The 14,333-nt window shown below is 66.2% G+C and carries 15 protein-coding genes; 12 read left to right on the forward strand and 3 right to left on the reverse strand.

The genetic code is table 11. The features are described 5' to 3' along the window. Nucleotides 1–848, forward strand: an 848-nt coding sequence (locus tag VIR09_RS21495) for an ABC transporter ATP-binding protein (protein WP_332014692.1), incomplete at its 5' end; no start/stop codon positions are given. An 11-nt stretch (nucleotides 849–859) separates the two neighbouring features. On the opposite strand, the gene VIR09_RS21500 is transcribed toward VIR09_RS21495, so the two are convergent. The 3 genes from VIR09_RS21500 to VIR09_RS21510 form a co-directional block, all read right to left on the reverse strand. Continuing rightward, nucleotides 860–1,573, reverse strand: a complete 714-nt coding sequence (locus tag VIR09_RS21500; protein WP_332014693.1) for an MgtC/SapB family protein — start codon at nucleotides 1,571–1,573, stop codon at nucleotides 860–862. Nucleotides 1,574–1,764: 191 nt separating this feature from the next. Further along, entirely contained in the window at nucleotides 1,765–2,157 is a 393-nt protein-coding gene (locus tag VIR09_RS21505) for a hypothetical protein (RefSeq protein WP_332014694.1), read from the reverse strand. Nucleotides 2,158–2,638: 481 nt separating this feature from the next. Further along, the gene (locus tag VIR09_RS21510; protein ID WP_332014695.1) at nucleotides 2,639–3,592 is read right to left on the reverse strand and encodes a LysR family transcriptional regulator; all 954 of its coding nucleotides are present in this window, start codon (nucleotides 3,590–3,592) and stop codon (nucleotides 2,639–2,641) included. Nucleotides 3,593–3,716: 124 nt separating this feature from the next. Here VIR09_RS21510 and VIR09_RS21515 point away from each other — a divergent pair, with 124 nt between their 5' ends. From VIR09_RS21515 to VIR09_RS21565, 11 genes are all read left to right on the forward strand, one after another. Beyond that, nucleotides 3,717–4,634: an alpha/beta hydrolase gene (locus tag VIR09_RS21515; RefSeq protein WP_332014696.1), complete on the forward strand. Its 918-nt coding sequence runs from the start codon at nucleotides 3,717–3,719 to the stop codon at nucleotides 4,632–4,634. 64 nt (nucleotides 4,635–4,698) lie between these two features. Continuing rightward, entirely contained in the window at nucleotides 4,699–5,628 is a 930-nt protein-coding gene (locus VIR09_RS21520; protein ID WP_332014697.1) for an alpha/beta hydrolase, read from the forward strand. A gap of 8 nt (nucleotides 5,629–5,636) precedes the next feature. After that, nucleotides 5,637–5,909 carry a hypothetical protein gene (locus tag VIR09_RS21525; protein ID WP_332014698.1) on the forward strand — a complete coding sequence of 91 codons (273 nt, stop codon included), beginning with the start codon at nucleotides 5,637–5,639 and terminating at the stop codon, nucleotides 5,907–5,909. Between the two features lie 280 nt (nucleotides 5,910–6,189). After that, the gene (locus tag VIR09_RS21530) at nucleotides 6,190–7,767 is read left to right on the forward strand and encodes a TerC family protein (protein ID WP_332014699.1); all 1,578 of its coding nucleotides are present in this window, start codon (nucleotides 6,190–6,192) and stop codon (nucleotides 7,765–7,767) included. A gap of 266 nt (nucleotides 7,768–8,033) precedes the next feature. After that, nucleotides 8,034–9,044, forward strand: coding sequence for a transporter (locus VIR09_RS21535; RefSeq protein ID WP_332014700.1), 1,011 nt, complete (start codon nucleotides 8,034–8,036; stop codon nucleotides 9,042–9,044). 80 nt (nucleotides 9,045–9,124) lie between these two features. Next, a complete protein-coding gene (locus VIR09_RS21540) occupies nucleotides 9,125–10,288 on the forward strand; it encodes a formylglycine-generating enzyme family protein (RefSeq protein ID WP_332014701.1) in 1,164 nt (387 codons plus the stop codon). Between the two features lie 38 nt (nucleotides 10,289–10,326). Next, complete coding sequence (locus tag VIR09_RS21545; RefSeq protein WP_332014702.1) at nucleotides 10,327–11,298, forward strand: MoxR family ATPase; 972 nt, start codon at nucleotides 10,327–10,329, stop codon at nucleotides 11,296–11,298. A gap of 7 nt (nucleotides 11,299–11,305) precedes the next feature. Further along, a complete protein-coding gene (locus VIR09_RS21550; RefSeq protein WP_332014703.1) occupies nucleotides 11,306–12,265 on the forward strand; it encodes a DUF58 domain-containing protein in 960 nt (319 codons plus the stop codon). Beyond that, entirely contained in the window at nucleotides 12,262–12,762 is a 501-nt protein-coding gene (locus VIR09_RS21555; RefSeq protein WP_332014704.1) for a DUF4381 domain-containing protein, read from the forward strand. Before VIR09_RS21550 ends, VIR09_RS21555 begins: the two co-directional genes overlap by 4 nt. Next, on the forward strand, nucleotides 12,749–13,771 hold the full coding sequence (locus tag VIR09_RS21560) for a VWA domain-containing protein (protein ID WP_332014705.1): 1,023 nt from the start codon (nucleotides 12,749–12,751) through the stop codon (nucleotides 13,769–13,771). The genes VIR09_RS21555 and VIR09_RS21560 overlap by 14 nt, the downstream gene beginning before the upstream one ends. Continuing rightward, the coding region (locus VIR09_RS21565) for a VWA domain-containing protein (protein ID WP_332014706.1) at nucleotides 13,756–14,333 on the forward strand (578 nt) is incomplete at its 3' end. The genes VIR09_RS21560 and VIR09_RS21565, both read left to right, overlap by 16 nt.

The raw sequence follows: 14,333 nt of genomic DNA on the forward strand, positions 1-14,333 counted from the left end.
CCGCGGCGCGGCCCGCCGTGCCGGCCGACGCGCCCATCATCCTGCGCGCGCAAGGCGTCTCCAAGACCTATCGCAAGCGCGGATGGTTCGGCCGCCCGGGGCGCGAGACGCGGGCGCTGGACGAGGTGACCTTGAGCCTGAAAGAGGGCGGCACGCTGGGCATCGTGGGCGAAAGCGGGTCCGGCAAATCGACCTTGGCGCGCGCCTTGCTCGGACTGGCGCCGCCGGATGCGGGCGGCATCACCCTGGCTGGCGAACCGTTGGCGCTCAAGGGGGCCGCCGCGCGGCGCGAGCATGCGCGGCGGGTGCAGATGGTGTTCCAGGATCCCTACGGTTCCTTGAATCCGCGCCAGCGCGTGGGCGAGATCGTGGCGCGCGGTCCGATCGTGCACGGCACGCCCAGGCGCGAAGCGCTGGCGCGCGCGCAGGAACTGTTTGAATTGGTGGGCTTGTCGCCCGACGCCCTGCAGCGCTATCCGCACGAGTTCTCGGGCGGCCAGCGTCAGCGGGTCGGGCTGGCGCGGGCGCTGGCGATGCGGCCGCGGGTGCTGATCGCGGACGAACCGGTATCGGCGCTGGACGTGTCGGTGCAGGCGCAGGTGCTGGCGCTGCTGGCGAGGCTGCGCGAGCAATTGGGCCTGTCCATCCTCTTCATCACGCACGACCTGCGCGTGGCCGCGCAAGTCTGCGACGACATCGCGGTCATGCAGAACGGCAGGGTGGTCGAAGCGGGCGCCTGCGCCCAGGTCTTCGGCCAGCCCGCGCATCCCTACACGCAGGCCTTGCTGGCCGCCGTACCGGGGCGGCGCTGGGATCCGGCCTCGGTGGTCTTGCGCCAGGCGGCCTGATCCGGGCTGAGCTACACCGTGCGAGACGCCCAGAATGCGGTGCGCACGGCGGGCGAAGCGGCGATGCTGGCCGTGACCCGGTCCAGGTCCAGTTCGTCCACCGAGGCTTCGCTGAGCGCGGCCTCGATCTCGACCTCGTTCTCGCCGAACTGGTCGATCTTCAGTTCGGATAGCGGCAGCTGCTCGGTTTCGAGCACGTCTTCCAGCACCGTCATGGCGGCCTGCCGCTGCTCCACATTTGCGATTACGTGTATCACGGTTGTGACTTCCGTGGTCTGCGAATCCACTGGCTGGCGGTTGACGTAGCTGACCACCGGCCGCAGCAAGGTGTTCGCCGCCAGCACAAAGGCCGTGGCGGCAACCGCTTCCAGGATCAGCGATGCGCCCGCGCAGGCGCCGATGGCGGCGGAGCCCCATAGCGTGGCGGCCGTATTCAGGCCGCGGATGCTGCCGCCTTCGCGCATGATGGCGCCGGCGCCCAGGAAGCCCACGCCCGAGACCACGTAAGAGATGACGCGCGAGCCGCCGTCGGCGCCGCCCACGCGGAACGCCAGGTCCACGAAGATGGCGGCGCCCACCGCCACCAGCACGTTGGTGCGCAGGCCGGCGGTGCGTTGGCGGAATTGGCGCTCAAAGCCGACCACGGAGCCCAGCACGAATGCGGTCAGCAGGCTGACCAGGGTGTTGGCCAGCGTGATGAGCTGGATGTTTTCGAAATTCTTCATCTTCTTCTCGATGCTTCAGCATTTTGTGGAAGGGAGCGCGGGCCGCTCAGGGCAGGCGCCAGACCGAGGTCAGGACCAGCAGCAGCCCCGCCAGCCAGATCAGCGCCAGCGCGACGACGCGCGCAATCATCAGGGTTTTGTACGGATCTTTCATGACAGCCTCCCGGCTGCGGCCTGCGGCCGCGCTTGTGTCAGGCGGGCAGCACGGCAATCGCCGCGCCGGACTCGCATTCCCAGTGCACCCGGCGCACGTCCGGGCTCTGGCCCAGCCGCAGTGCAACCGCGCCCAGCAGATTGCGCAGGTGCGGCGGGCAATGCAGCGTGACGATGGTGGACGCCAGCTGATCCGATTCGCTGCGCGAAATGCGCACCGCCAGCACGCGCAAGTCCAGGTCGCGCAGTTCGTAATAGAGCTGCTTGCGCAGCGCGTTGAGCGTGTCGCCCAGGCTCACGATAGTGAATTGGTAGATTGGCGCGGCCGGCTTAGGCGCGGCCGGCTTAGGCGGGGCCGGCACATGTCCGGCCGCCGCCGTCAGTGCGGCGCCGGTTCGATCCAGGAAGGGCAGGAATTGCTTGATACGCATGATCGTCTCCTTAGCGGGGAGTACGGTGGAAGGTCCACATGCATGCGCCGCCTGGCCGGCCGCGGGCGCGCGCAACCAGGCGCAACGCATCGCGTGTCGGCAAGCAGTAGGGGATAGGGCTGGCGGCCCTTGGGAGGGGGCCGGAGAGCCGGGTCCTGGCTTCAGGCAGGACCGGCGCGGACTATAGCCGCGGATCCTGCGTCAAGCGGCGCTTGCAGTCGTGTGTCGACTACATCCGTCGTTGTCCACATTGATCTCGGGTGAGTTGAAAGTGCCGGCAGTATATCGCTGACCTAGGGTTAATACCAGTAAAAATCCCGCGAAGTTGTAGAAGTGCGTGGAACTGGCAACTTTGGTCATTGAATTTGAAATGTAGCCTTGCTGCATGGCGGTGCGCTGCTACTGCGTCGTCCCATGCATCCGGAGTTTCGGTCCAACCGTAGTCGTCGAAGGCGGACGCAAGGCTGGGCCGCCACCATGTCTATTTGCCGCCTTGCTCTGCCACGACAGATTCTCTAGCGAGTTGTTCCCGCTTCTCGATCAGGAAGTCCATCAACGCCCGGATCTTGGCCGGCATCTGCGCGCGCGAGGGCACGTAAAGGAAGAACCCTGGGAACGTCCTGCACCAGGGCGCCAGCACCCGCGCTAGCGAGCCCTCGGCCAGGTGATGTCGCACGCACAGATCGATGTGCTGCACCAGCCCCACCCCTTGCAGAGCGCCGCGCAACATGCTCTCGTCGTCATTGAAAACGGCATTGCCCTGCGGCTCGAACACCACCGTGCGCGCCTTGGCGTCCGGTGAAGTGAAGGACCAACGGTCGATGGTTCCACTGGATGTGAATCGGTAGGCCAAGCAGTTGTGCTGCATCAGGTCAGCCGGAGTTTCAGGCATGCCGTGGCGCGCGAAGTACGCTGGAGAACCAACGATGGCGTACTGAAGTGGAGGCGTGACCGGCACCGCCACCATCCCTTCATCCAGACTCTCACCCAGGCGTAAGCCGGCATCCAACCCCTCGGCCACGATGTTGGTGAAGCCGTCGTCCATTACCAACTCTAATCGCAGCTTTGGGTAGCGCGCCAGAAGTTCGCCCATGTGCGGCTCGATCAGCAGCCTTGCTGCGATGCGCGACGAACTCAAGCGGATCAATCCCGATGGCTCGGCATGCGCCTCGCCCAATTCCGCCACTGCTCGCTCAATTGCGGTGAGCGCAGGTTGCAGAACGTCCAGCAGACGCCGGCCTTCCTCGGTCAACGACATATCCCGCGTCGTGCGGTTGAGCAGCCGCACGTTCAGGCGCTGCTCCAGCCCCTTGAGGTGCTGCGACAGTGCGGCGCGCGTCACGTCCATCTCCGTCGCAGCCTTGGTAAAACTGCGATTTCTGGCGATATGGGCAAACCAAGTCAGGGATGAGGCGAGGGAGGGTTCAATCGGCATTTGTTTAGATTAACTAATCATTAATGTCTTGAACAGCCTATTTATCAAATGCAATGGCGTCCTTACCATTGAATCCTGTCTATGTCGTCCAGCGACGATTTTTTATTCCTGACTGGAGAACCTCATGCCCAATGTCTCGTTCAAGAACCTCAACGGCCAAGGCGTTACCATGGCCGCCATCATCAATTTCCCGGCCGGTTTCGATGAATCCAGGAAGTACCCGGCCGTCGTCGTCTCCCACCCTGGTGGCGGCGTGAAGGAGCAGGCCGCAGGTCTCTACGCCAAGAAACTGGCTGAGAACGGCCTCATTACCATCGCCTTCGACCGCTCCTACCAGGGCGAGAGCACCGGCGAGCCGCGCCAGCTGGAGAACCCCTACATCAGCACCGAGGACGTTAGTGCCGTCATCGACTACCTGACCACGCTGCCTTACGTGGATCAGGACAGGATCGGCGCCATGGGCATCTGCGCTGGCGCGGGCTACAGCGCCAACGCCGCCATCAACGACCGCCGCATCAAGGCGCTGGGCATGGTTAGCGCGGTGAACATCGGCCAGATGTTCCGCAACGGCTGGGAGAACACGGTCAAGGACGCCGACGCGCTGCCTTACCTCGAAGCCGGCTCCGCGGCGCGCACGGCCGATGCGAGCAACAACGACATGGCCACCATTCCGCTGGCCCCGCTGAAGGAAGAAGACGCGCCCAATACCGAGTTGCGTGGCGCGTGGGAGTACTACCACACGCCGCGCTGCGAGCATCCCAACGCCCCAGGCTACACGCTGGCGCGCAATCTGACCCAAATCATCACTTACGACGCCTACAACAAGGCTGAAGCCTTCCTGACCCAGCCCGTCCTGGTCGTGGCCGGCAGCAAGGCCGGCAGCAAGTGGATGAGCGACGGCCTGATCGCCCGCGCCGCCAGCACCGACAAGATGCTGCACATTGTCGAAGGCGCCGATCATATGGATCTGTACGACGTGCCCCGGTATGTGGACGAGGCCGTCTCGAAGCTGGCGCGGTTCTTCCAGGCCAAGCTGAAGTAAGCCACTGAAACCAAGGCACGATACGGGGCAGATCGCGCCCCTCCTGTACCGAAAGGAGTTCAACATGAGCACCATCCAAACCGTTACCTACCAGAACCTGGGCTGGGAATCCGCCGCCGACATCTACCTGCCCCTAGGCTTTGACGAGAGCAGGAAGTACCCCGCCATAGTCAGCACGCACCCCATCGGCAGTTGCAAGGAGCAGACCGCCGGCAACATTTACGCCAAGGGGCTGGCAGAAGCGGGCTTCGTAGTGCTGGTGCATGACGCCAGTTTCCAGGGCGCCAGCGGCGGCACGCCACGTTTCATCGAAGACCCGGCCATTCGCGTCTCCGACATCCGTTTCGCGGTGGACTACCTGCAATCGCTGCCCTACGTGGATGCCGACCGCATCGGCGCCATTGGCGTGTGCGGCGGCGGCGCCTACACGGTACATGCCGGCATCACCGATCACCGCCTGAAGGCGCTGGTTTCGATCACGGGCGTGAATTATGGCCGGCTGATCCGTGAAGGCTTCGCACAGTTCAAGCCGCGAGAATTGGCCGCCAATATTGCGCAGATGCGCACGGCCCAGGCCCAGGGCGCCGCCCCGGATGCGGCGAATCTGCTACCGGCGTCCGTCGAGACCGCGAAGCAGGCCCGCATCACCGACATCGACGTGCTGGAGGCCACCGACTACTACAAGACCGCGCGCGGCCAGCAGCCCAATGGCGCGACCAGCCAGCTCATGTCGTTCAGCGGTGCGGCGATGGGTTGGGACGCTTTCCTGCACGCCGAGGAGCTGCTGACCCAGCCATTGATGGTGGTGATCGGCGACAAGCCGGGCGGTTTCGGCGCCTTCCGCGACGGCTGGGAAATCTATAGCCGTGCCGCCTCGACGGACAAGCACATGGTTGTCGCCGAAGGCTGGTCGCACTACGACCTGTACGACAAACCCGAGCCCGTGGCTATCGCCATGAACAAGGTGGTGCCGTTCTTCAAGGACCGGCTCTGAAACAGCGGATGGGCGACCCCAGGAAACTGACCGGCCAGGAGCCCGCCAACGCCCAGGTGGCGGCGCGGCAACTGGTCGCTGAAGGCATGCACGCGGTGTTGGTCGCGCGCCGTAAAGAGCGCATCGACACGCTGGCCGCCGGGCTGGGCAATGCCGCCCGCGCCCTGACGGGAGCCAGGCTCGCCAGGATGCGCCCGAAACCGGATTCAGGTAGTATTCAGTTTCCTGTAAGAACGAGAGCAAGGCGGGCGCTCTATCCGTTTGCTGCCCCGGCAGCCTGAGCCGTCCGCCATTTATGACTGAAGACCCACCTTCTAGCAGGGCGCCGCAAGCAAGCCGGCGCCCGCTGCCCCATCTTCCTGCCACGGCCCGGGCGCGCAGCCCGCACGCCGATTCCATCCTCGCCGCCGCGGCCACGCCGCGCCTGGGTTGCCGCGCTCCGCCGCTAGCCTCCAGGCGCATTCGCGCCCACACTGAGCCTTCAGCCCGCGTCCGCGGCGCATTTCCCTTGATCCTGTCCGGCGATATTTCGCGCCCGGCCCCGATTTGCATGGAATCTCGATGATTTTCGATTGGATGTCCGACCCCACCGCCTGGCTAGGCCTGGCGACCCTGGTCGTGCTTGAAATTGTGCTGGGTATCGACAACCTGGTGTTCATCGCAATCCTGGCGGACAAGCTGCCGCCCGCGCAGCGCAACCGCGCGCGTTTGATCGGCCTGACGCTGGCGATGGTCATGCGCCTGGGCCTGCTGGCGAGTATCGCCTGGGTGGTCACGCTGACCGAGCCGATGTTCACGCTGCTGGGCGCCGAGATCTCAGGGCGTGACCTGATCCTGATCCTGGGCGGCCTGTTCCTGCTGTTCAAGGGCACCATGGAACTGCATGAGCGCGTGGAGGGCAGCGCCAGCCACGACCAGGGCCAGAAACCGCAGCATGCGGTGTTCTGGCAGGTGATCCTGCAGATCGTGGTGCTGGACGCGGTGTTCTCGCTGGACTCGGTGATTACCGCCGTGGGCATGGTGCAGGACCTCAGCATCATGATGATCGCGGTGGTGGTGGCCATGGCCGTGATGATGCTGGCCAGCCGTCCGCTGATGGCCTTCGTCGGCCGCCACCCCACGGTGGTGATTCTTTGCCTGGGCCTCTTGCTGATGATCGGCTTCAGCCTGGTGGCCGAAGGCCTGGGCTTCCATGTGCCCAAGGGCTATCTGTACGCCGCCATTGGCTTCTCGATCCTTATCGAGCTGTGCAACCAGCTGGCGCGCCGCAACCGCGCCAAGGGCACGCACGCCCTGGGCCGACGCCAACGCACCGCGCAAGCCGTGCTGCGGCTGCTGCGCGCCGGCCGTGCCGGACAGGCGGGCGGGCAGGCTGACGAAGTGGCTGCGCTGGTCGACGGCGCAGATGGCGAACCTGCCTTTGCGCCGGAGGAAAGCACCATGATCGAGCGCGTGCTCTCCATCGGCGGGCGGGACGTCCGCTCCATCATGGTGGCGCGCGGCGACATGGTCTGGCTGGACGTGGCCGATACTCCCGAGGCCATCGTGCGCAAGTTCGCCAGCGGCCACTCGCGTCTGCCGCTGTGCGCCGGCGATCCGGCCAATGTGTTGGGCGTGCTGCACTTCAAGGACCTGCTGCCGCTGTTGCAGAATCCCGGCCCGATCGATCTGGTGGAATTGGCGCGCGAGCCGCGCTACGTCATGGAAACCACGCCCGTGCTCAAGGTGCTGGACGAGCTGCGGGCCTCGCGCGACCACATGCTGATCGTGGTCGACGAGCATGGCGTGTGCGAAGGCCTGATCACGCCGATGGACGTGTTGACCGCCGTCGCGGGCGATCTGCCCGAGCATCAGGAAGACCAGCCCGAAGCCTTGCAGCTGGCCGACGGATCGTGGCTGCTGGAAGGCCGGCTGGCGGTGGCGGAAGCCGCGCGCCTGTTGGACGCGCCCGCGTTGGCCGATGAGTATCCGGACGCGACCTTGGCAGGCTGCCTGCTGCGAGCAGGCGGACGGATTCCCGAGGCGGGAGACGCGATCGCGTGGCGCGACTGGCGTTTCGAGGTCACCCGGCGCGACGGGCTGCGCATCGATCAGGTGCACGCGAGTCCGATGCGGCAGGAGGCTGAGCAGGCGGGCTGACGTGAGCCGCCGGTAGTCGCCGTGCGAGGGGATGCCGTCAGGCATCCCTTTTTCTTGTTTTCATTTGGCCGCTACCTGATGGGGCAACAGCTTTCGCGTAGTTGAAAAAGCACCGCGCGCCTCGGAAACCCGGCTTGGTGAAAGTAAAACTCTGTGCGAATATTGCGATGGATTTCTCGAATTTTGATTTCGGCGCTCATTGCCGAAATCAGCGTTTCCGTACGGCGTGTCTTTGCATTTTGTTATCTCTTGCCGGGGTACATCGCATGGGCAGTACGAGGTCGGCATTCAAGAAAATCAGCGCGGCAGTAAAGGCGGCCAGCAGCGTGCTGTTGGCGCGCACAGTCGTGGTTTGCGCCGCGTTCTACTTGCCCGTGGCCGCCTGGGCCACCGAAGGCGCGCTGGGGCGTCAGATCACCGGCACCAACGTGCAGCCCAACGCGGGCATCGTGTCGCCCGAACCGATCTGGGCCGTCAATCTGTCGCAGATCTACCTCGACGGAAACATAGGCGGCAGCCGGGAAGTGCCGGTAGGGGGGCGCACCTCGCTGGGCCTGGACGCGAAAGTCGCGTTCACGCTGGCCACCGTCCTGAAGACCTGGGACACCGGGCCGGGGCGCTGGAATTTTGCCTCCAGTTTCACCTTGCCGTATGTCTGGACCAAGGTGAATTCCACCGTGACGGGTCCGGAGGGACGGAATATTGGTCAAAGCGATACCGCTTCGAACCTGTTCGACCTGTATTTCTCGCCCATCATCGCGGGCTACCATTTTTCCGAAACCTCGCACATGGCGCTCAGCCTGAATATCTGGGCGCCCACCGGCAAGTACAACGCCGACGACATGGCCAACCCCAGCCTGAACAACTGGACCTTCATTCCGCAAGTGGCCTACACCAAGATATTCCCGGAATCCGGCTTCCAGTTCGATACCGTGGCCGGCCTTCAGTTCTACACCCGCAACAACGCCACCGACTACCGCAACGCGCCGCTGTTCAGCATGGACCTGATGGGCCGCAAGGTATTCAGCAACGGCGTCAGCGCGGGCCTGATCCTGGGCACCATCCAGCAGTTGGGCAACGATTCCGGACCGACCGCGGACCGGCTCAACGGCTTCAAGGGTCACGATTGGGCGCTGGGTCCCATCGTTACTTATGACCGGAAGCTGGCGGACAAGCGCTCCCTGTCCTTGAGCCTGCGCTGGGTGCCCACGATCAGCAGTACGAACCGTCTGGACAGCAACGACACGGTCATGGCGACCGCGACACTGGTGTTCTGAACGTCAGCACGATTTCAAGGGGCTGCCAGCCCCGGGCGCGGCTCCGCCGCCCCTGAACCGCTAGCTTTCGGGTGATTGAAATGGCAAAGCAAACACAAGGAAAAACGCGCTACGCCGGAGCATTGCTGCTGGCCGGCGTGGTGTTGGGCGCGGGCGCGAGCACCGCCTATGTGGTCATGGGCAAGGACGGCCCGCCGGCAGCGGCCAAGGTCGTGCTGGGCGATGGCAAGAGCGGTCCGGCCGGCATGGCCTGGGTGCCGGGGCGCGAATTCCTGATGGGCAGCAGCCACAAGCTGGCGCAGCCCAACGAGATGCCGGCGCACAAGGTCTCGGTCAGCGGATTCTGGATGGATGTCAACGACGTGACCAACGCGCAGTTCCGCCGCTTCGTCGATGCCACCGGCTACCTCACGACCGCCGAACAGAAGCCCAAGTGGGAAGACCTGCAGGTTCAACTGCCGCCCGGCACGCCGCGTCCCGACGACCGCCTGCTGGTGCCCGGCGCCATGGTGTTCGTCGGCACCGAGAGCGAAGTGTCCTTGCGCGACTATTCGCGCTGGTGGCGCTATGTGCCCGGCGCCAATTGGCGTCATCCGCAAGGGCCGGGCAGTTCCATCGCCGGCAAGGACGACCATCCGGTCGTGCAGGTGTCGTATCAGGACGCTGCGGCCTATGCCAAGTGGGCCGGCAAGCGCCTGCCCACGGAATCGGAATGGGAGATGGCCGCGCGCGGCGGGCTGGAGCAGGCCACCTATGCCTGGGGCGAGGAACTGCTGCCGCAGGGCAAGCCCATGGCCAATATCTGGGATACGCAGCAACAGCAGCCGTTCCCGGTGGTGAAGGATGAAAAGGTGCAGGTCGGCACCATGCCGGTGGGCAGTTTCTCGCCCAACGGCTATGGCCTGTACGACATGGCCGGCAATGTGTGGCAATGGACCGCCGACTGGTATCGCGCCGACGCCTTCAAGATCCAGGCGCAGTACCGCCAGCCGCCCGCCAACCCGGCGGGGCCGGCCGACAGCTACGACCCGGACGACGGCATCGTCCCGCCAGGCGCGCCCAAGCGCGTGACGCGCGGCGGCTCGTTCCTGTGCAGCGACACCTACTGCATCAGCTACCGCACCAGCGCCCGGCGCGGCACGGACCCGATGAACGGCATGTCGCACCTGGGATTCCGCACCGTCATGACGCCTGAGCAATGGAAACTGGCCCAGACCGCCAGGAACGGCGTCGCCAGCCGCTAGCCCGACATGCCATCCATCACGCAGGAGAGGGAATGCCGATGAGCAACCGCGACAGCATCCTGGAACTGGAGCGCGCCATCGCGCGCTCGGTGCTGGGCCAGGGCGCCGTCATACGAGAGGTACTGCTGGGCCTGCTGGCTGACGGCCACCTGCTGCTGGAAAGCCTGCCCGGGCTGGCCAAGACCCGCACCGTCAAGACCCTGGCGCAGCATCTGGCCGCCGCCATGAGCCGTATCCAGTTCACGCCCGACCTGCTGCCTTCGGACATCACCGGCGCCGAGGTGCTGCAGCAAGATGCGCAAGGCAATAGCCGCATCCAGTTCCAGCAGGGGCCGCTGTTCGGCAACCTGATCCTGGCCGACGAGATCAACCGCGCGCCGGCCAAGGTGCAGGCCGCGCTGCTGGAAGCCATGGAAGAGCGGCAGATCACCGTGGCGGGCACCACCCACCGCATGCCGCGCCTCTTCATGGTGCTGGCTACCCAGAACCCGATAGAGCAGGAGGGCACCTATCCCTTGCCCGAGGCGCAGATGGACCGTTTCATCATGAAGATCGTGCTGGACTATCCCGATCCCGACAGCGAAAGGCAGATGCTGGCCATGCTGCGCGGCGAGTCGCGCCAGGATGCGGAACCCGAATCCGCGCCGCTGACGCAGGAAGCCTTGTTCGCCTGCCGCGCCGAAGTCGATCGGGTGCACGTGTCCGAAGCGCTGGACCAATACCTGGTGGACCTGGTCAACGCCACGCGCCATCCTGCCGGGCAGGACGCCGATCTCGCGCGCTGGATCCAGGTCGGCGCCAGCCCGCGCGGTGCGATTGCGCTGGACAAGGTGGCCCGCGCCCACGCCTGGCTGTCGGGGCAGGATTACGCCTCGCCTGACGACGTGCGCAGCGTAGCCAGGCCGGTGCTGCGGCATCGTTTGCATCTGTCCTATGACGCGGTGGCCGACGGCGTGTCGGCGGATCAGGTGATAGACAAGCTGCTGGACACGGTCGCGGTGCCGGTCTGAGTCCGCCATGCCCTCAGCCGCTCCTTCCCCCGAGGTCCAGGTCCGCATCACCGACCTGATGGCGCTGGAACCCGCCGCGCGCGGCCTGGGCTTCTTCAGCCGCCAGCCGGTGCGCAGCATACTGGCCGGACAGCATGGCTCGCGCCTGCGCGGACGCGGCCTGGACTTCGAGGAACTGCGGCGCTATCTGCCGGGAGACGATCTGCGCCAGCTGGATTGGCGCGCCTCGCAGCGCCTGGGCAAGCCCTATGTGCGCACCTACAGCGAAGAGCGCGACCGGCCGGTTCTGGTAGTGGTGGACCAGCGCATGGGCATGTACTTCGGCTCGGTGCGCAGCTTCAAGTCGGTGGTGGCCGCGCGCGTGGCGGCGCTGTCTGCCTGGATGGCGTATCAGGCCGGCGACCGCGTGGGCGGCCTGGTGTTCAGCGATGCGGGCATCGACAGCGTGCGTCCGTTGCGCAGCCGCGAACGCATCCAGGCGCTGTTCGCCGCCATCGCGCGGCGTAGCCAGTCCATGGGTGCCGATCAGCCCGATGTCGACGCGTCCGGCCGGTTGAACGAGGCCCTGCAAGGCGCGCTGGCGCATGCGCCGCACGATTGTCTGGTGTGCGTGGTCAGCGATTTCGCCGGGGCTGATGATATGAGCTTGCGCCTGTTGCGCAGTTTGGCCGTGCATAACGACGTGGTCGCGACGCTGGTGTATGACCCGCTGGCGCTGCGCCTGCCTTTGCGCGGCCGGCTGGTGGTGACGCAAGGCGAGCTGCAGGTCGAGGTGGCGGCGGATCGCAAGCAGGTGCGCGAACCCCTGTCGGATTTCTTTTCAGGACGTCTGCACGACGTGGCCGAGCTGCTGCGCCGCAGCCGCGTGCCGCTGCTGTCCATCGACACGGCGGACGACACCGTGGCGCAGTTGCGCCGCGAACTGGGGCGGCAGGCGAGCCGTCCGCTAGCCAGGGGCAGGGCATGAACGCCGGCGCCGCGCCCTCCATCGAACAACTGCGGCAATTGCCGCTGCCCGCGCCGGTCAGCTATTGGCCGCAGACCTGGGGCTGGCTGGCTTTGCTGGTCGTGGTGCTGGCGCTGGCCGGATGGGCGGCATGGCGGATCGCGCGCCGCCGCAGGCGCAATCATTACCGCCGCGCAGGCCTGCGCATGCTGGAGGCGCTGAGGCGGCAAACGCAGTCGGACCCGCTGGCTGCGCGCGCGTTGCCGGAACTGCTCAAGCGCGTCGGCTTGTCGTCGGTGACAGAGGCCGACAGGGCCAGGGTGGGCGCGTTGCAAGGCGCGGAGTGGATTGCCTTCATGGACCGCGGCATGGCCGTGTTTCCTCCCGATGCCGGCGTCTTGCTAAGAGCGCTGGCCTATGCGCCGCCCGAAACCTTGCGGGCCATCGACCCCGCGCGCGTGCGGAGTTTATTCAGCGCCAGCCGGCAATGGATGGAGCGTCACCATGTGGCGGCTTGAGTATCCCTGGCTGCTGGCGCTGCTGCCGCTGGGCTGGCTGGCGTACCGCTATCTGCCGCCATACGTGCAGCGCCGCAGCGCGGTGCGCATTCCGTTCTTCGAATCGGTGGCGCGCAGCACCGGCCAGACGCCGCAGCGCCCTGGCGTGCGCGGCGACCGCTGGCAGCTGGCCTTGAACACGCTGGTGTGGCTGCTGCTGGTCCTGGCGCTGGCGCGGCCCGAGCGGGTCGAGCCGCCGCTGGAACACCGCCAGCCGGTGCGCGACCTGCTGCTGGCCATCGATATCTCGCAATCCATGGAGACGGAGGACTTCCTGGCTCCGGACGGTCATCGCGAGGACCGCCTGAGCGGCGTCAAGGCGGTGGTGGCCGATTTCATCGACCGCCGCAAGGACGACCGGCTCGGCCTGATCGTGTTCGGCACCGCGGCCTATCCGCAGGCGCCGCTGACGCAGGACCATGCCACGCTCAAGCTGCTGCTGGAGCAGGTCAGTACCCGCATGGCAGGCCCCAACACCGCCATAGGCGATGCCATCGGCGTGGCGATCAAGCAGTTCGAGCACGCCGGCGAACACGACCAGGTGCTGATCCTGCTGACGGATGGCAACGACACCGGCAGCGCCGTGCCGCCGGACCGCGCGGCGGCCATGGCGGCCGCGCGCCATATCGTGGTGCACACCGTCGGCATAGGCGATCCGCAAGCGCAAGGCGAGGAAAAGGTCGATTTCGACACCCTGCGCGCAATCGCCGCCAAGACCGGTGGCCGTTTCTTTCCGGCGCAGGACCAGGCGTCGCTGCGGCAGGTCTATGCTGAGCTGGACCGCATCACGCCGCACGAGGTCCGCGAGCTGCGCCATCAGCCCAAGCAGGATTTCTTCTGGCTGCCGCTGGGCCTGGCGCTGTTGCTGCTGGCAGGCTGGCACCTGGCGGCCGCGTTGCGCAGTTGGCGCCAGGGCGCCAAGCCGCAAGGCGACGCAAACGTGGAGGAGGGCGTGTGGAAATCGACCTGAGCGCTTTCCATTTCCTGCGTCCGTGGTGGCTGCTGGCGATTCCGGCCGCGGTCTTGCTGCTATGGCGGCGGCGGGACGAGGACGGCCGGCTCGGGTGGCGCAGCAATATCGCACCCGCGCTGTTGCCGTACCTGACCGTGCGCACGCAGGGCAGCCGCGGCCCGCGCCCCGCGCAGATACTGGCCGCCGTGCTGGCGCTGGGAGGCATCGCCGCGGCGGGGCCGACATGGCAGCAGGATCGCCCGGCCTTCCTGGACAATCTCGCGCCCTTGATCGCGGCGGTGGACCTGTCGCCATCGATGGACGCGGCCGATCTTCCCCCCAGCCGGCTGGAAGCCGCCAAGCGCAAGCTGCGTGATCTGCTGAAACGCCGCGCAGGCGCCAAGACGGGCCTGATCGCCTATGCCGGCTCCGCGCATCTGGTGCTGCCGCCTACCGACGATCCGGCGCTGCCGGACATGTTCGTGCAGGCCCTGTCCACCGGACTCATTGCCGCGCCGGGCAAGGACGCGGCCGGCGCCATCGCGCTGGCCGCCAGCCTGCTGCAGTCCGGCGAGGCGGG

The organism is Achromobacter sp. (assembly GCF_036567245.1).
Classification (GTDB): domain Bacteria; phylum Pseudomonadota; class Gammaproteobacteria; order Burkholderiales; family Burkholderiaceae_B; genus Achromobacter.